Consider the following 17917-nt stretch of genomic DNA (forward strand, 5'->3'; position numbering starts at 1 on the left):
GTGACGACCTGGACCGCGCGGCCCGTCGGCAGTGTCGGTGAGCCCGCCTAGGCTTAGGGGCGATGACTTCCCTCTTCGACAGCCTCTCCCTGCCCGGCCTCGACCCGGCGGCGCCGGGTGACGAGGCGCGCCTGCCGCGCACCGCCCCGCGGTGGGACGACGGCGGGGGCGCCGCCGACCCCGGCGAGGCCGCCGTGCCGGCCGAGCCGGAGTGGCTCGCGGGCCTGCCGCACGAGTCCGAGGCGCCGCGCGCCCGCGGGGCCTACGCGCACCTCGACCCCGACGAGCTGCTGGACGGGCTCAACCCGAAGCAGCGCGCCGCCGTGGTGCACGAGGGCGGGCAGCTGCTCATCGTGGCCGGCGCCGGGTCGGGCAAGACACGGGTGCTCACGCACCGCATCGCCTACCTGCTGGCCACGGGCCGGGCGCGGGCGGGCGAGATCCTGGCGATCACGTTCACCAACAAGGCCGCGGCCGAGATGCGAGAGCGCGTCGAGGGCCTGGTGGGCCCGGCCGCGAACCGCATGTGGGTGTCCACGTTCCACTCGGCGTGCGTGCGCATCCTGCGCCGGGAGGCGACCACGCTCGGGCTGCGGTCGAGCTTCAGCATCTACGACGCCGCGGACAGCCAGCGCCTCATCACGCTGGTGACGCGCGAGCTCAACCTCGACCCCAAGAAGTACCCGGCGCGCGGGCTCTCGAACAAGATCAGCGACCTCAAGAACGAGCTGATCGACCCGGAGACCTACGCGCGGCAATCCATGGCGCACGCGGAGCAGGAGGCGCAGGCGGAGGCCGCGTCCGCCGCGGCGGGCGGCATCCGGCGGCCGTGGGGCGGGCAGTCGGCCGACGAGCGCAACACCACCACACCCAAGTTCGACCAGGTCCTGGCCGACGTCTACACCCGTTACCAGGCGCGCCTGGCCCAGGCGAACGCCCTGGACTTCGACGACATCATCATGACCACGGTGAATCTGCTCCAGGCGTTCCCGAACGTCGCGGAGCACTACCGCCGCCGGTTCCGGCACATCATGGTGGACGAGTACCAGGACACCAACCACGCGCAGTACACCCTGGTCCGGGAGCTCGCGGGGGTGGGGGCCGACGACGACTCCGGGCTGGACCCGGCCGAGCTCACCGTGGTGGGCGACTCCGACCAGTCCATCTACGCGTTCCGTGGTGCCACCATCCGCAACATCCTGGAGTTCGAGAAGGACTACCCGGACGCCACCACGATCCTGCTGGAGCAGAACTACCGCTCCACGCAGAACATCCTGAGCGCCGCCAACGCGGTGATCTCCCGCAACGCCGGCCGCACGCCCAAGCGCCTGTGGACGGACTCGGGCGCCGGGGCCAAGATCGTGGGCTACGTCGCGGACGACGAGCACCAGGAGGCCCGGTTCGTCGCCGACGAGATCGACAAGCTCGGAGACAGCGACGATGTGCGCCCCGGCGACGTCGCGATCTTCTACCGCACCAACGCGCAGTCCCGTGCGCTGGAGGAGGTGCTGGTCCGCGTCGGCCTGCCGTACAAGGTGGTGGGCGGCACCCGGTTCTACGAGCGCCGCGAGGTCAAGGACGCCGTCGCGTACCTGCGAGCCCTGGCCAACGAGGACGACGACGTGAACCTGCGCCGCATCCTCAACGTGCCCAAGCGCGGGCTCGGTGACCGCGCGGAGTCGCTCGTCGCGTCGTTCGCGGAGCGCGAGCGCATCTCCTTCGGCGCCGCCCTGGAGCGGGCCGACGAGATCCCCGGCATGACCAACCGCTCGCTCAAGCCGTTGCTCGCCTTCCGCGACCTCATGCGCGAGCTGCGCGGCCTGGTCGACGACGGCGCGGCGCCGGCCGTGGTGCTCGGCGCGGTGCTCGACCGCACCGGCTACCTCGCCGAGCTGCGCGCCAGCGAGGACCCGCAGGACGAGGGGCGGGTCGAGAACCTGGCCGAGCTGCACGCCGTCGCCGTCGACTTCGGGGAGACCGACCCGGAGGGCTCGCTCGCGGACTTCCTGGAGCGGGTCTCGCTGGTCGCGGACAGCGACCAGATCCCCGACGAGGACGTGGCCGACGGCGCGGCGGAGGAGGCGCCGAAGGAGAACCAGGGCGTCGTCACGCTCATGACGCTGCACACGGCCAAGGGCCTGGAGTTCCCGGTCGTCTTCCTCACCGGCATGGAGGACGGCACGTTCCCGCACATGCGCTCGCTGCACGACGACACGGAGCTCGCGGAGGAGCGCCGCCTCGCCTACGTGGGCATCACGCGGGCGCGCGAGCGGCTGTACGTCACGCGGTCGTCGGTGCGCGCGGCCTTCGGCATGGCGAACGAGTTCCCGGAGAGCCGGTTCCTGCAGGAGGTCCCCGAGGAGCTGTGGGACTGGCGGCGGCGCGAGTCGTCGACGGCCGCGATCCGCGCGGGCCGGGGCGGCTGGAGCGGCGGGTACGGTTCCGGCGGGTACGGTTCCGGCGGGCGCTCGGGTTCGGGCGGGCGCGGGCAGGGCTCGGGCTCCTCGTGGTCCTCGGGACGGTCGGGGTCCTCGCGCACCGGCACCACGTCGTCGTCGGGCGGCGGGCAGGCCAACCCGTTCTCCCCGCAGAAGAAGGCGGGCGCCACGGGCGGGTTCGGCGGCATCAACGTGCAGAAGGACATCCCCAGCCTGGAGATCGGCGACCGCGTGACGCACGACTCCTACGGCCTGGGCACCGTCGTGGACGTCGAGGCCAACGCCGTGGTCAAGATCGACTTCGGCACCAACGGGACCAAGCGCATCGCGCTGAAGTACACGGCGGTCACCAAGCTCTGACCGAGGGGCCCGGCATCGCCCGGCCCGGCCAGAACCGCCCGGCCGTGCCCGCCCAGTCGCGGCCCATCATCTTCTTCGAGGCCCGAGTTTCTTCGCTTTGACGAGGCTCAAAGCGAAGAAACTCGGGCCTCGAAGGGGAGTGGGCGGTCCCGGGGAACCTCCGGCAGCCCCGGTTCTGCAGCGCGGCCTGGGACGTCGGACCGCTGGCGCGTCGCCCGCTTCACATTCCGGACTTTTTCGGTCCACGGAGGTTCGGTACCGTCCGCTCATGGTCCTGACCGACGACGCCCGGCCCGGTCTGGTCGCCGGGACCGGCGCAGTCCCCGCCGCCCCGGCAGCCACCCCGGCCCACCAGGCCCACCCGGCCACGCTCCGGGAGCCCGGAGCCGGTCCGACGGCGGCGCACGGCCCCCGGATCCCCGGCCTCGACGGGCTGCGGGCCGTCGCGGTGGTCGCCGTCGTCGCGTTCCACCTGGCGCCCGCGTGGGTGCCCGGCGGGTTCCTGGGCGTGGACGTCTTCTTCGTGGTCAGCGGGTTTCTCATCACCACGCTGCTGCTGCGCGAGGTCGCGGGCACGAGCTGGATCCGGCTCCCGCGGTTCTGGGTGCGCCGGGCCCGCCGGCTGCTGCCCGCCCTCGCGCTGGTGCTCGTCACGAGCATCCCGGTGGCGCGGCTGGTCGAGCCGGACCTCACGGTCGGCATCGGGCGCCAGCTCCTGGGGGCGGTGACGTTCAGCACCAACTGGGTGGAGATCGCCGCGGGTACCGACTACTTCGACGAGTCCCAGCCGGAGCTGTTGCGCATCCTGTGGTCGCTGGCCATCGAGGAGCAGTTCTACCTGGCCTGGCCGGTGCTGCTGGTGCTCCTGCTGATCACCGTGCGTTCGGCCGCCTGGCGGGTGCGGATCGTGGTCGCGTGCGCGTTCGTGTCGGCGGCGGCCATGGCGCTCCTGCTCATGCCCGCGTACGGGACCGGCGTCGACCCCACCCGCGTCTACTACGGCACCGACACCCATGCGTTCGGCCTGCTCCTGGGCGCGGCGGTGACGCTCCGCTGGGCCAAGGCAGGCCCGGCGCTGTGGGGCGCGCGGGCCCGCGTGCTGCCGCCGCTCGCGCTGGCCGGGCTGGTCGCCCTCTTCCTGCTGCTGCGCGGCGACTCGCCGCTCACCTACCCGCTCGGGCTGCTGGCCGCGTCGCTGCTCGCCCTCGTCCTGGTGCAGGCGTGCGGCGCGGCCCGCGCCGAGCCCACCTGGTTCACCGCCGCGCTGGAGGCCCCCGCGCTGCGCTGGGTGGGGGAACGGTCGTACGGGATCTACCTGTGGCACTGGCCGGTCGCCTGCGTCGTCAACGCCGCGGTCGGGGCGCAGCCGGGGACCGCGTGGTGGGGCGTCGGCACCGGCCTCACCGTGGCGCTGACCGTCGTGCTCGCGGCGGCGTCGTACCGGTGGGTGGAGATGCCGGTGCGGCGGCTCGGCTTCCGGGGCGCGCTCCGGGCGCTGCTCGGCGCGGTGCGGACCGCCGCCGTCGTGCCCAAGGCCGCCGTGGTGGTCGCGGTGCTCGCGCTGGTCGGGACGGGTGCGGCGGTCACGTCGGCCCCCGGCCGGACGGCGACCGAACTCGCCATCGCCGCCGGCGTCCAGGCCGCGGCCGGGCAGGCCGCCGGGCAGGACGCCAGCACCCCCACGGCCGACGGCGCGGGCGAGCCCGCCCCGACGTCGCGCACCGGCGGGGCGGCGCCGGACCGCCTGCCCTTCGGGGCGCGGCGGGGCGCCCAGGTCTCCGCCTTCGGCGACTCCGTGCTGGCGGCCGCCGCGCCGGCGATCCTCGCCCGCTACCCGCGCGCCCAGGTCGAGGGCGTGGTGAGCACGGACTGGCTCGACGCCGAGCGGATGATCCGCACGGCGAAGCTCGAGGGCCGCCTGCGCCAGACGGTGCTGCTGAACTTCGGCACCAACGCGGGCTTCCAGCTCGAGGGCTCGGCCGACGCCGCGCGGCACGTGCTCGACATGATCGGGCCCGACCGCCGCGTGGTGCTCGTCAACAGCGTGGGGATCAGCTACTGGGTGCCGGACGCGAACAAGACCCTCGACCAGGTCGCCGGGGGCCGCGAGAACGTCGCGGTCGCCGACTGGCACACGCTGGTCGACGAGCATCCCGGCCTGCTGCACGCCGACGCGACGCACCCGAACCTGGACGGCGTCGAGGCCTACACCGACCTGGTCGAGGAGTCGTTCGCGGCGCTGGAGTGACGCCGGGATGACACGGCTTGGCGTACCGCGCCCGGTTTAGGCCACTATGTGTCGCCATGAGGATCCTGGTCTCCGCGGGTCGCCTGTTCGTGGCGCACTGGCCCGCGCTCCTGACGCTCGGCCTGCTCGGCGTCGCCGTCCGGAACGGCGCGATGTGGGGTGCGGTCGAGCTGAGCCAGTGGAACTCGTTCGTGGCGCAGCTCCTGCTGATCCTGAGCCCGCTCGGGTACCTCGTGCCGGTGGTCGGGATGCTGTGGGTCTGCCGGCACAGCCTGCCGAGCCTGGGCGGCAACGACCTCGGCCGCCAGGAGCGCGCCGCGCAGTCGGCGATCCCCGGCATGCTGCCCACCCGCCGGGCCCCGATGATGCCCTCGGAGCGCCGCGAGCGGCGCCTCATCGACATCGCGCTGTCCGTGCTGGTGCCGTTCCTGGTGGTCTACGAGGTCGAGGGCCTCATGGACGCCGACCAGATGAGGTTCACCAACGAGGCGGCGGCCGACGAGCTGTTCAACGACCTGTTCAGCGCGGAGGGCGTCGACTTCATGTCCCGCCTCGGCGTCTGGTCCGGCTGGACCGTCGTCGCGATCGTGGCCGGGGCCTTCGTGCTGCGCTGGCTGCTCGGCCGGCTCGAGGGCAATCTCCAGTTCCTCGGCATCGCGGTGCTCGGCGGCTGCCTCGAGATCTACTGGACCAGCCAGGTCGCCAAACAGGTCGAGTCGATCGAGCTCGGGCTGTGGAACCTCGCCGCGGACCGGGAGCTCGTGGCGGCCGCCGTCGGCACCGTCGGCGCGGCGCAGGAGAGCGTGGGGGAGGCCGGCAACGACGCCGCGACCTTCGTGGCCGACGGCTTCGTCACCGTCCTCGAGTCGCTCGACGTCGTCCTCGTCGCGCCCCTGGCCTGGCTCGCCATCGGCGCCGTGGTGCTGGGGCACAAGCTCATGGAGCCGCCGTCGTCCGAGCACCGCTGGCTCGACCGCATGACCTGGATCCCGGCCGGGCTGCGCTCTCTCCTGGAGTCGCTCACCGAGGACCTGCGCGCCCGCTTCTCCGCCCTGTGGAACGGGCTGAAGATGATCGTGCACGGCGGTCTCGGCCCCATGCTGGTCTTCTGCCTGGGCTACCTCGTGGTGATGCGGGCGCCCCACGGGGTCGGCTGGCTCGTGCGGGCCGTCACCGGACCTGTCGAGACGAACACGTGGATCGCGTTCAGCCCCTTCGAGGCGGCCGCGGGGCTCGTGGTCTCCCTGGCGCTCGCCGCCGCGCTGATCGCGGCGACCGTCGAGGTGCTGGTCGAGCGCGGCCTGGCGGTCCGCGAGCTGGACGACGACGCCACGCCCGTGGCCGGGAACCGCGCCGTCCCGGCCGCGGTCCCCGCTACGGCAGCTCGACCGTGAGGTAGTCCGGACCCCCGAACGACAGCCGGGCCTCCGTGATCGTCGCGTCGGGGTCCACCAGCACGAACGAGCTGGCGTCCCACTCGGGCTGCTCGCTCACGAACCCCTCGGCGTCCGGGGTGGAGCACCGGTTGGAGTTGCCCAGCACGTCCGGCGAGGCCTCCCCGTACCGCGTGCCGTCGTCGGCCACGAGGGCGATCTGGCACAGCGACAGGTCGGTCTGCGGCTCGGCCGCGAAGTGGACCCGCACCTCGTACGCGACCGACCCCTCGGGGATCGGCACGGGCATGCCGTACTCGGGCGCGGGCAGCTCGTCCACCTGCTCGACGCCGGTCACCGTCGCGTCGATCTCGCGCACCACCCAGGTGTCGGCGCGCTCCGGCACGTCGTACCCCATGTCGAAGTATTCGTCCTCCAGGTGCGCCGGCTCGCCGAGCGCGACCCGCTGGGACTCGTAGTGCAGGCCGTCCGGCCACCAGTAGGCCCACACCCGGAACGACGACGCCCCCGTGGCCACCGCGAGCGCGAGCGGCAGCAGCACCAGCCAGACGGCGTTGCGCCGCCACCAGCCCCGGGGCCGCCCTGCCCGCGGGGAATCGGGTGGCAGCGAACCGGGCAGCAGACCCGGCCGCAGGCTCGGCGCCCCGCCCGGGTACGCGCCCTGACCGGGGCCCTCGTACGAACCCGGCCCCGGCACCGCCGGGGTCACCAGCGTCGTCATCCCGCACTCCCTCCCGCACTCGCCGTGGCGTAGCCCGGCGCCTCCGTCTGCACCGTGTCGGTCGCCGCCCACAGCTCCTTCGCCTGCTGGGCGGAGATGCCCAGGTCGACCATGGCGGCGGCGTCGCGCCGCTGCTCGGCGTAGTCCTCGGTCTGGTCGCCGCGCGCGAGCCGCACCGTCGCCCCCGCGAGCGCGTCCTGCGGAACGTCGAAGCAGTAGGTGATGCGCCACGCGTACCCCGGCTGGGCATTGGCCGAGATCGAGCACTCGGCCTGGTCGGTGGGCCAGAACCGGCGGCCCTCGGCGTCGGTGATCTCGGCGCCCCGGAAGACGGTGGCGCCCTGCGTGGCCCGCCAGGTCGCGTCGACCACCACGAACGTCCCGTTCGCCACGGCGGTCTCCGAGAAGCTCTCCACGGTGTCGGCGACCCGCACGTCGGTGACCGTGAGGTCCGCGTAGGTCAGGTCGAGCGTCTCGCCGACCGCGCCCTCGACGACGAACGGCGTCTCCACGACGGTCTCCTGCGGCACGGCGGTGACGAGCGCGCAGCCCGCGACCACGCCGCCGACGACCAGGGCCGAGCCCTGCCACGTGATCCGGCGCCGTCCGTGCCTCACGCCTGCCCCTCCTCGGCCGTGCTCATGCCCCGGTTGTCCTTGACCCGGATCGGACCCTCGAAGGCGACGTCCGCGGGCAGCCAGTACCCGTTGTCCAGGGTCAGGCGGCTCTCGTCGATCCAGGACAGCTCCAGCATCCGGAGCGGGATCTCCTTGCCCGTCCACTCGCCGCTCTGCTCCCAGATCAGCGCGATCTGGTAGGTGACGCCCGGGTTGAGGACGCGGGTGCTGGTCGCGTCCTTGACGTTGAGGATGTTCGCGGACGGCAGCTCGGGCTCCCCGGCCTCCTCGCTGCCGGCGGACGGGTCGGCGCTCGGGTCGGCGCTCGGGTCGGCCGACGGGTCCGCGGACGGCGCGGCGCCGGCCCCGGGCTCGGCGCCCAGGTCCGTGTCGAGGCCGGCGAACGGGTCCACCGCCACGATGCCGACGCCCTCGGGGGCGGGGACGGCGCTGCCCAGCGTCGCGGTCAGCTCGGGCACGTCGCCGGTGTTCACGACGTCCGCGACCACGGCGAGCATGTGGTTCCCCGGCGCGGGCACGAGGTACCCGAGCTCGTCGGCCATCACGGCCCGCAGCACCGTGACGTCGAACGGGCCCACCTCGACCGCCGTCCCCGCCACGATCGGGTCGGCCTGCGCCTCGACCTTGTTCCACGCCCCGAACGGGGAGACGGCCACGAGGGCGGCGACGACGCCGGCACCGACGCGCTGCATCGTCGACATGTCGTCGGCGACGGCCGAGACGACGCGGCGGCCGACCCGGAACGCGATGTCGGGGCCGCCGGTACGGGCATGCTTCATGGCGCACGATCGTAGCGGTGCATCCCGGACCAACCGGGCGAAAGTCCACGACCGCGACAGGCCGAGGACGGGCAACCTTTCGAGGCCGGGGTTTCTCCGCTCTCAGCAAGCTGAAAGCGGAGAAACCCCGGCCTCGAAGAGGAGCCGATCAGCGGCGGTCATCCGTCAGCGCAGCCCGAACGCCCGGGTCAGCGTCATCGACACGGTGTTGCCGTCGCTGTCCTCGACCGCCGTCCGCAGGGTCGCGAACTGCGCGCCCCGCGGCGCCGACAGCCGGGCCGACCAGGCGTCCGGCCCCTGCGACTGCCGGTCCCGCGTCAGGTCGAGCCGCTTCCAGGTGGCCCCGTCGTCGTACGACACCTCGACCGTCGGCCGGCCCACGCGGGCCTCGACCCCGGGCAGGTGCGACGGCGTCACCGACAGCCGGGCGGTGCGCGCGGCACGGCCCGCCGTGTCGGTGTCCACGGCGTAGTCGAGCTGGATCAGCGGCAGCGGCTCGACGGCGTCCGGCCCGCTCGCCTCCGACGTGAAGTCCCACTCGGTGTGCGTGTGCGTCGAGTACGGCCCGGCCCAGTCGGCCCGGTCGTTGTCGGCCACCACGCGGTAGGGCAGCCGCTCGGCGGGCAGCCCGCCGTCGACGGGCAGGAACTCGGCGTTGCCCCACAGGAGCTCCGTGTCGCCCTGGTAGAGCGTCGCCCGGTTGCGGACCTCGAAGTTCCCGCCGCCGGTGCTGCCGACGTGCCCGCTGCCGGAGTCGCCCCAGCCCGGCACCGGCACGTACATCTGGTCCAGGTACCGGATCGGCTGGGAGCCCAGCCCCATCCGCGGACGCAGGACCGGCCCGAACCACGTCACGTCGCTGGTCGTGCGGGCCCCGTACCGGAGCACGTCGACCGACGACTGCCCCATCTCGCCCGGGAGGAACGCGCTCTGCGTCCACGAGACGTCGGCCGCGACCCAGTCGGTCCGCTCGCCCTGCGCGGGCGCAATGAGCTGGTTGCCCGCCGTCCAGCCGTGCCAGACGTCGTACCGGGCCTCGTTCGCGGGACCCTGGCGGTAGTGGCGGAACGACATGTCCACCCGGGCCAGGTCACGCTTCGTCGAGGTCCACGTGGGCCGGGCCGGCACGGCGCCGGTCCAGTGGTGCACCACGTCGTAGGTGTACTCGGTCGTGGGGTGCGACGAGACCGTGACCTCCGGCCGGCGGCTGTCCAGCGACCGGAGCAGCTCGGCGCCTTGACCGGACGTGAGCGTGGCGACGGTGAGCGGGGCGGGCTCGCCCGGGAGCCACGGGGCCTCGTCCCACGGCGCCAGCCGGCCGGCGCCGTCGTTCACCACGAGCAGCAGGCGCGCCCCGGCGTCGGCCGCCGACTGCGCCAGCGCCGCGATCTCGTCCGTTTCGGTGGCGCGCACGACGACGGCGGCGTCCTTCAGGCCGTGCCGCGCCAGGCCGGACGACCCCTCCACCTCGACCACCCGCAGCGAGCGGGTGCCCGCCGGCAGCGGCGTGGCGCCGCGCTTGACCCGCAGGTCGCCCAGGCCGTCGAACCCGCCGCGGCCCTTCTCCACCGTGAGGGCCGGCTGCTCCAGCCGGAACTGCGCCCCGAACTCGAACAGGCCCTCGGTGACCTTCTTGCCCGTGGGCAGCGCCCACAGGCTGTCGTACTCACCCGGGGGGAGCATGGAGCTCGACGTGTAGCCGCCGTTCGGGAACTGGCGGATCACGTCGAGACGCATCGCCGCCGGGTCCGTGTCCTGCGGCACCTCGGCCCGCACCTGGACCGCCTCGCGGGCGTCCAGCACGACCGCCCGGTCCTGGCTCAGGTCCACGTCCACGAAGCTCAGCAGCGCCGTGCCGAGCGAGCCCGCGCCGTTCGCGCCCTCGACGTCGACCGACAGCCAGCCGCTGTAGGTGCCCACGGGCAGGCGCAGCACGGCGGTGCCGTTCTCGTCCAGGTCGGCCGCGCTGAAGATCGTGTCCGACGTGACGAGCACCTTGCCGGCCGCGGGGCGGCCGTCGTCGCCGGTCACGGTGAGGGTCAGCTCCTGGCGCTGCCCCTCGCGGGTCGCACCCGTCAGGGTGCGGGCCCGCACCGTACCGGCGTCGTCCGTCGCCACCACCGTGGCGCTCAGGTCGGCGTCCGCCGGCAGCAGCGAGAGGTCGGCCGTCAGGTCCACCGACACCGTGCCCTGCGCGGGCACGGTCACCGTGCCCGACGACAGCGTGAGGAAGCCCGCCGGGACCGCACCGTCGACCGCCAGGTGCAGGTCGACCGGGGTGTCACCCAGGTTCGTGTACGTGATCGGCTTCGACACCGGTTCGTCCGTGCCCGAACCGAACGTGTGGAAGCCGAAACCGGCGCTCGCGGTGCCGAACACGGTCGCGGCCACGGCCGCGGGCGCGTCGAGGCGGCCGCTGCCGGCCTCGTAGGCGGTGTAGGCAGGGGTCGGCACGGCGGTGCTGACGATCGCCTCCTTGATCTGCTCCGCCGTCCAGTCCGGGTGGGCCGCCGCGACGAGCGCCGCGGTGCCCGCCACGTGCGGGGTCGCCATCGAGGTGCCGCTCATCGTCGTGTACATCCCGGAGCCGCGCACGAGCTGCGAGCGGGCCGCGAGCACGTCGACGCCGGGCGCGGTGATCTCGGGCTTGACCCCGCCGTCGATGGCCGGGCCGGTGCTGGAGAAGTCCGCCAGGGTGTCCGTCGCGTCGACGGCGCCCACGGCAAGAGCCGAGTCCGCCAGGGCGGGCGTGCCGATGGTGCGCGGGCCGCTGTTGCCGGCGGCGGTCACGAACAGCGCGCCGGTCTCGGCGGTGAGCTCGTCGACTGCCGTCGCCATCGGGTCGTCCGCCCCGGCGGGCTCGCCACCGAGGCTCATGCTGACCACGCGGGCGTCCTGGTCGCGCGCGGCCCACTCCATGCCGGCGATGATCCAGGACTCGTGGCCCTGGCCGTTGCTGTCGAGCACCTTTCCGACGTGCAGCCGGGCGCCGGGGGCGACGCCCCGCTCGAGCCCGTCGGAGGCCGCGCCGGTCCCGGCGATCGTCGAGGCGACGTGCGTGCCGTGCCCCTGGTAGTCCTCGACGTACTCCTCGGTCGGCACGAACGTCGCGCTGGCAGCGATCTGGTCGGTCAGGTCGGGGTGCGTGGGGTCGATGCCCGTGTCGAGCACCGCGACGTCGACGCCCCCGCCGGTGTTGCCGTCGGCCCAGACGTCGGGCGCGCCGATCTGCGCGGTCGACTCGGCGAGGTCGGCGGTCACCGGTCCGTCGAGCCAGACCTTCTCGATGCCGCCCGCGAACGAGGGGGCGCCGCCGCCACGGCGGGCTCCGGCCGAGGCCGCGTCGTCGGTCAGGGCGGTCCAGAAGGCGGCGGCCTCGTCGCGGTCCTGCGCGACGGCGGCACCGTCCACGCTCGGCAGCGTGCGGACGACGTCGGCGCCGTCCAGCGGCGCCGTGCCCCGCGACCGGGCGGCGTCGTCGGTGTAGCGCACGATCAGCGGCAGCGTGTCCGTGCTCGCGTCGTCGTAGCCGTTCGCGAGGAGCCGCGTGACGTCGAACAGGCGGTCGTCGAGGGTGCCGGCCGTCACGTAGGGCAGGGCGGCGTCCGGGTAGACGAACGTGCTGCCGTCGCGCTCGGTGCGGTGGTAGGACGACGTCGTCCCGCCGGGGCCGGTGACGTCGGTGACGCTCGTGCCGTCGGCCGCCGTGGTGATGGTGACCGTGTCACCGGTGATCAGGGTGACGCTGCGCGATCCCGCCGCCGATGGCGGGAGCGCGGCGGCCGTGCCGCCCGGTGGGACCGGGCCGGCGGGGCTCGCCGGGGCCGCGGCGGACGCCGTCGCGGACCCGACGGCCAGAGCCGCGGCCACGCCGGCGGCGACGAACGCCCCGGCGCGGGTGGAGATGGTGAACACAGGTGTCCCTTTCGACAGTGGTGTCCTTTTCCTAGCCGCCGCGCGCGGTGCGCTGGGTTTCTCCCGTGTAACGTCCGGGCCATTTTCTGGCCAACTCCGGACAGGTGGCAGGGAACGGACACGCCCCGCGCCCCGGAGGGGGCGCGGGGCGTGCTGTCGACGTCGCGGCTACGCCGCCTTGCCCGACCCCTCCGCGAGGTGCCGGACCCGGTCGAGGTCCGCGCCGGCGTCGGACAGGATGCCGCGGGCCGGGGACTCGGCCCGGGTGAGGCCGAGCAGCAGGTGCCCGCCGTGGATCTCCTTCGAGCCCAGGCGGATCGCCTCGCGCAGCGCGAGCTCCAGCGACTTCTTGGCGTCCGGCGTGAACGGGATGTGCTTGCGGCGCCCGCGCAGGGTGCGGCCGGCACGGGCGAGGGCGCCCTCGCCGAAGGTGGCCTCGGTGCGCCGCGTCACCTCGTCGAGGTCGATGCCGACGGCGGCCAGCGCGGCCGGGTCGAGCGCGTCGCCCGCGGCGATCCGGGCGCGGGCTCCCTCGACCAGGGCGGCGGTGTCCACCCCGCCGTCGGTCAGGGCGGTCCGGGCCGGGCCGCCGCTCTCGGCGAGGGCGACGAGCAGGTGGCGGCTGTCGATCTGGTCGCTGTGCGCGTCGCGGGCGACCTGCTGGGCGTCGACGACGGCGGAGCGGGCGTCCTTCGTGAACCTCTCGAACATCAGATCCTCCTGTTGTGCTTCTTGTGCACGGCCTGCCGGCTGACGCCGAGCGCGTCGGCGATCTCCTGCCACGACCAGCCGAGGCGCCGCGCCCGCTCCACCTGGAGCGTCTCGAGGCGGTCGGCCAGCTCGCGCATGGCTCGGACGGCGCGCAGTCCTTCGGCGGGGTCGTCCCCGGCGGCGGACGCGGCGAGTGCTTGCTGGGTCATGTGTCAACTATGGTTGACAGCGCGGCCGTATGTCAACCCTGGTTGACAGAATTTACCGATCGAGACGTGTACCACACACCCGTGCCGAAGAAGCCCGGAATACCGCCGCTCTCGTTCGGAACCACGGGCGATCCAGGGCTACCCTGTACGGGGATGTCTTGACGTCGAGACATCGCTTCAGCCGGGCTCCGGGCGACTACGACGTCCGAGGGCCGCATCCCGATGGAAGGACGCAGCAGGGTGGACCTGTTCGAATACCAGGCGCGCGACATCTTCGAGAAGCACGGCGTGCCCGTGCTGGGCGGGGTTGTCGCGACGACCCCCGAGGAGGCTCGCGAAGGCGCCGAGAAGCTGGGCGGCGGCACTGTCGTCGTGAAGGCCCAGGTCAAGACCGGTGGCCGCGGCAAGGCGGGTGGCGTCAAGCTGGCCCACTCGCCGGCGGAGGCCGCCGAGAAGGCCGGCGAGATCCTCGGCATGGACATCAAGGGCCACACCGTGCACCGCGTGATGATCGCCCAGGGTGCCAAGATCGCCGAGGAGTTCTACTTCTCCGTGCTGCTGGACCGGTCCAACCGCAACTACCTCGCCATGTGCTCCGTCGAGGGCGGCATGGAGATCGAGCAGCTTGCCGTCGAGCGCCCCGAGGCGCTGGCCCGCGTCGCCGTCGACCCCGCCGTCGGCATCGACGAGGCCAAGGCCGCCGAGATCGTGGACGCCGCCGGCTTCGCCGACGACATCAAGGGCAAGGTCGCCGAGGTCATCCAGGGCCTGTGGACCGTGTTCAAGGCCGAGGACGCCACGCTGGTCGAGGTGAACCCGCTGGTCCGCACCGAGGACGGCGCGATCGTCGCTCTCGACGGCAAGGTCACGCTCGACGAGAACGCGGGCTTCCGCCACGCGGACCACGCCGAGCTCGAGGACTCCGCCGCGGCCGACCCGCTGGAGGCGAAGGCCAAGGAGAACGACCTCAACTACGTGAAGCTCGACGGCGAGGTCGGCATCATCGGCAACGGCGCGGGCCTGGTCATGTCCACCCTCGACGTTGTCGCCTACGCGGGCGAGAAGCACGGCGGAGTCAAGCCCGCCAACTTCCTCGACATCGGCGGCGGCGCCAACGCCCAGGTCATGGCCAACGGCCTCGACGTGATCCTGAACGACGAGCAGGTCAAGTCGGTCTTCGTGAACGTCTTCGGCGGCATCACCGCGTGCGACGAGGTCGCGAACGGCATCGTGGGTGCGCTCGACATCCTCGGCGACGAGGCGTCCAAGCCGCTGGTCGTCCGCCTCGACGGCAACAACGTCGAGCTCGGCCGCCAGATCCTGAACGAGCGCAACCACCCGCTCGTCACCCTCGCCGACACCATGGACGGCGGCGCCGACCTTGCCGCCGCCAAGGCTGCCGCCGCCTGATCGCCCGCTGAAGACTTCGAAAGCAGAGACAAGAAGACAATGTCGATCTACCTGAACCAGGACTCGAAGATCATCGTCCAGGGCATCACGGGCGGCATGGGTGCCAAGCACACCGCCCTGATGCTGGACTCCGGCGCGACGATCGTCGGCGGCGTGAACGCCCGCAAGGCCGGCACCACGGTGACCCACAAGGACGCCTCCGGCGCCGACGTCACCCTCCCGGTGTTCGGCACCGTCAAGGAGGCCATGGCCGAGACCGGCGCGGACGTCTCCGTCGTCTTCGTGCCCCCGGCCTTCACCAAGGACGCGGCCATCGAGGCCATCGACGCGGGCATCGGCCTGCTCGTGGTCATCACCGAGGGCGTGCCGGTGCAGGACACCGCCGAGGTGTGGTCGTACCTGCAGGGCAAGGAGACCCGGATGATCGGGCCGAACTGCCCCGGCATCATCACCCCGGGCGAGTCGCTCGCCGGCATCACCCCGCACACCATCACGGGCAAGGGCCCCATCGGCCTCGTGTCCAAGTCGGGCACGCTGACCTACCAGATGATGTACGAGCTGAAGGACTTCGGCTTCTCGACCGCCATCGGCATCGGCGGCGACCCGATCGTCGGCACCACGCACATCGACGCGCTCGAGGCCTTCGAGAACGACCCGGAGACCAAGGCGATCGTGATGATCGGCGAGATCGGCGGCGACGCCGAGGAGCGCGCGGCCGCGTACATCAAGGAGCACGTCACCAAGCCGGTCGTCGGCTACGTCGCGGGCTTCACCGCCCCCGAGGGCAAGACGATGGGCCACGCCGGCGCGATCGTGTCCGGCTCGTCCGGCACCGCCGCGGCGAAGAAGGAGGCCCTCGAGGCCGTCGGCGTCAAGGTCGGCAAGACGCCGTCCGAGACCGCCGACCTCATGCGGGAGATCCTGCAGGCGCTCTGATCCTGATCGACGACGGCGGTTCCCTCGCACGGGGAGCCGCCGTCGTCGTCACGTCCGGCGGCTGAGCCTCGATGTCTCTGGCTCTGACCCGCCCGGACGAAGATGACCGTGCGAGCGACCAACTGAGCGGGGTGAGTCCGTGGACAGCGGTGAGATCGTGAACAACAAGGAATCGAAGCTTCGTGTCCGTCCGTACTGGGGATCCCTCGCAGCTGCCGGAGTCGTGACAATCCTCGGGATCGTACTTCTCCTGGCGTTGGGTTACAGCGCTGACGCAAGTGCTGAAAGCCTGCCCGAATGGCGGTACTTCATCCCTTGGGGAGTTTTCGGCACCGGGGTGATCGGACTCATTGCGCTGGGGGTGGCCGCCGCTTCGCAAAGCGGGCGTTCCTACACCAGATCCCACGGCGAACTCCATACTCGGCAGTGATTTTTCCCGAAGTTCACCCGGGCCACGCCGAGGGAGGTCCCCGGGCTGACGCCGCGTCGCGGGTGAAGATTGCCGGGTGAGCGCACCACCCCGCCCGAGCACGGCCAGCCGTACTTCCGGCGCCCGTACTTCCGGCGCCCGCACGTCCCGCCCGGCCGGCAACCGCCCGACGGCCCGCCGCGGCCGCCTGGTCGAGCAGGCGCCCGTCCCCGAGCAGCGGTCGTTCGCGGTGTCCCACGTCGTCGCCGGCGTGCTCTCGGCCGCGCAGGCGCTCGTCCTGTCCCTTGCCGTCGTGGTGCTCCCGGCGGTGGTCGCCTACCTCGTGGGCGCGGCAACGCTGACCTCCGCGACGGACGCCCCGGACGGCGGCGTCCAGGTCCGCTCCGCCATCGACGTCGCCACGGGGCTCTGGCTGCTCGGGCATGGCGTCCGGCTGACCGCCGACGACGTGACCGTCACCCTCGCGCCGCTCGGCATCGCGGCCCTCGCACTGTTCGCCACGTACGCCTCCGCCAAGCGGTTCGCCGCCACCTCGGTCCCCGCCTGGGCGGCGGGCACCGTGACCTACGGCCTGTGCACGACGGCGGTGGCCGCCCTCGCGGGCAGCGCCCCCGGCTGGTCCCTGGTCCTGGCGGTGCCGGCCGGCCTGGTCATGGGCGGGCTCGGCATGGCGCTGGGCATCCTGGCGCGGCCGGACGCGCCGACCCCGGCCGAGCTCGGCGAACGGGCCGAGGTGCTGGCCCAGCGGCTCACCGGCTTCGACCTGGTCCCTGCCACGCTGCGTCTCGGGCTCCGTGGCGGCGCGGTGGTGGTCGCGCTGCTGACGGGCGCGGCCGCGCTCCTGGTCGTGGCGTGGGCGCTGGCGGGCCGGGCCACGTCGTCGGACATCGTCACCGCCCTCGAACCGGGCTGGACCGGCGGGATCGTGTTCGCCGTGGCACAGCTCGCGCTGCTGCCCAACCTCCTGCTGTGGGCGGTCGCCTGGCTCGCGGGGCCGGGCTTCGCCGTGGGCGAGGGGACGAGCTTCACGGTGTTCGGCACGGTCTCCGGGCCGCTGCCCGCGGTGCCGCTGCTCGGGGCGCTGCCGGGGGAGGACTGGGCCAACCCGGTCAGCGCCTGGGCACCCCTGCTCGTGGTCGCGTGCGGCGTCGTGGCGGCCCTGTTCGTGTGGCGCCGGCTGGAGCCGACGCTGGTCCGCTGGTCGGACGTCGGCCGGGTACTCGCCGGCATCGTCGTCGTGCCCGGCGTGTTCGTGCTGCTGGGCCAGCTCGCGGCCGCGGGCGCGGTCGGCCCGGAGCGGCTCTCCGAGATCGGCGCCGACCCGCTCGTGACCGCGGGTCTCGTGGCCGCCGAGGTCGGCGGGGGTGCGGCGGCCGTGCTGCTGGGCGCCAAGCTGGACGTGGTGGCGCGGCGCGGCGAGATCGGGGAGGACCTGGTGGCGTGGCTGCGGCGTCCGGCCCCCGTAGCCGGCGCAGCAGACCGGGACGAGGAGGTCTCGGGCGGTGCGGTGTCGGACGGCGGGGACCTGGACAGGCCGGATCTTGCGGCGGAGCTCGGGTTCGGCGACGCGCCGGGCGGGACCGACGAGGACGCGGACCCGCCCGGCGACTGGGCACGTACCGAGGCATACGCCGTCTCGGATCCTGAACCCGACGCGGAGCCGTCGGCAGCCGGCTCGGCTGATGACGACGAGGCTCGCGAGGCGGACCCGGGAAAGTAGGCTGGGCC

General features: G+C 73.3%; 13 protein-coding genes. 7 read left to right on the top strand and 6 right to left on the bottom strand.

The annotated features are described in order from the left end of the window. The first annotated feature begins 62 nt into the window (after window positions 1-62). The 3 genes from ACIPN7_RS05595 to ACIPN7_RS05605 all read left to right on the top strand — a co-directional run bounded on the left by ACIPN7_RS05595 (window position 63) and on the right by ACIPN7_RS05605 (window position 6440). Window positions 63-2798 (top strand): UvrD-helicase domain-containing protein, encoded by a 2736-nt coding sequence (locus ACIPN7_RS05595; protein ID WP_400538824.1) that lies wholly within the window; start codon window positions 63-65, stop codon window positions 2796-2798. Between the two features lie 268 nt (window positions 2799-3066). Next, the gene (locus ACIPN7_RS05600) at window positions 3067-5046 is read left to right on the top strand and encodes an acyltransferase family protein (protein WP_400538826.1); all 1980 of its coding nucleotides are present in this window, start codon (window positions 3067-3069) and stop codon (window positions 5044-5046) included. 56 nt (window positions 5047-5102) lie between these two features. Then, on the top strand, window positions 5103-6440 hold the full coding sequence (locus tag ACIPN7_RS05605) for a hypothetical protein (protein WP_400538828.1): 1338 nt from the start codon (window positions 5103-5105) through the stop codon (window positions 6438-6440). On the opposite strand, the gene ACIPN7_RS05610 is transcribed toward ACIPN7_RS05605, so the two are convergent. The 6 genes from ACIPN7_RS05610 to ACIPN7_RS05635 all read right to left on the bottom strand — a co-directional run bounded on the left by ACIPN7_RS05610 (window position 6421) and on the right by ACIPN7_RS05635 (window position 13413). Then, window positions 6421-7161, bottom strand: coding sequence for a hypothetical protein (locus ACIPN7_RS05610; protein WP_400538830.1), 741 nt, complete (start codon window positions 7159-7161; stop codon window positions 6421-6423). The two genes, ACIPN7_RS05605 and ACIPN7_RS05610, sit on opposite strands and share 20 nt — an antisense overlap. After that, window positions 7158-7778, bottom strand: a complete 621-nt coding sequence (locus tag ACIPN7_RS05615) for a hypothetical protein (protein WP_400538832.1) — start codon at window positions 7776-7778, stop codon at window positions 7158-7160. Before ACIPN7_RS05615 ends, ACIPN7_RS05610 begins: the two co-directional genes overlap by 4 nt. Next, on the bottom strand, window positions 7775-8578 hold the full coding sequence (locus tag ACIPN7_RS05620; protein WP_400538834.1) for a hypothetical protein: 804 nt from the start codon (window positions 8576-8578) through the stop codon (window positions 7775-7777). The genes ACIPN7_RS05615 and ACIPN7_RS05620 overlap by 4 nt, the downstream gene beginning before the upstream one ends. A 165-nt stretch (window positions 8579-8743) precedes the next feature. Beyond that, the gene (locus ACIPN7_RS05625) at window positions 8744-12493 is read right to left on the bottom strand and encodes a S8 family serine peptidase (protein ID WP_400538836.1); all 3750 of its coding nucleotides are present in this window, start codon (window positions 12491-12493) and stop codon (window positions 8744-8746) included. Window positions 12494-12661: 168 nt separating this feature from the next. Beyond that, window positions 12662-13204 carry a Clp protease N-terminal domain-containing protein gene (locus tag ACIPN7_RS05630; RefSeq protein ID WP_400538838.1) on the bottom strand — a complete coding sequence of 181 codons (543 nt, stop codon included), beginning with the start codon at window positions 13202-13204 and terminating at the stop codon, window positions 12662-12664. Then, on the bottom strand, window positions 13204-13413 hold the full coding sequence (locus ACIPN7_RS05635) for a helix-turn-helix domain-containing protein (protein WP_285101212.1): 210 nt from the start codon (window positions 13411-13413) through the stop codon (window positions 13204-13206). Before ACIPN7_RS05635 ends, ACIPN7_RS05630 begins: the two co-directional genes overlap by 1 nt. A gap of 240 nt (window positions 13414-13653) precedes the next feature. Here ACIPN7_RS05635 and sucC point away from each other — a divergent pair, with 240 nt between their 5' ends. The 4 genes from sucC (at window position 13654) to ACIPN7_RS05655 (ending at window position 17909) form a co-directional block, all read left to right on the top strand. Then, on the top strand, window positions 13654-14823 hold the full coding sequence (sucC, locus tag ACIPN7_RS05640; RefSeq protein ID WP_400538840.1) for an ADP-forming succinate--CoA ligase subunit beta: 1170 nt from the start codon (window positions 13654-13656) through the stop codon (window positions 14821-14823). Window positions 14824-14862: 39 nt separating this feature from the next. After that, on the top strand, window positions 14863-15759 hold the full coding sequence (gene sucD / locus ACIPN7_RS05645) for a succinate--CoA ligase subunit alpha (protein WP_285101215.1): 897 nt from the start codon (window positions 14863-14865) through the stop codon (window positions 15757-15759). Between the two features lie 139 nt (window positions 15760-15898). Next, window positions 15899-16189, top strand: coding sequence for a hypothetical protein (locus tag ACIPN7_RS05650; RefSeq protein ID WP_400538842.1), 291 nt, complete (start codon window positions 15899-15901; stop codon window positions 16187-16189). A gap of 76 nt (window positions 16190-16265) precedes the next feature. Further along, complete coding sequence (locus ACIPN7_RS05655; RefSeq protein WP_400538844.1) at window positions 16266-17909, top strand: DUF6350 family protein; 1644 nt, start codon at window positions 16266-16268, stop codon at window positions 17907-17909. Window positions 17910-17917 lie beyond the last annotated feature (8 nt).

It is taken from the genome of Promicromonospora sp. NPDC090134 (assembly GCF_044746965.1).
Taxonomy (GTDB): Bacteria; Actinomycetota; Actinomycetes; order Actinomycetales; family Cellulomonadaceae; genus Promicromonospora.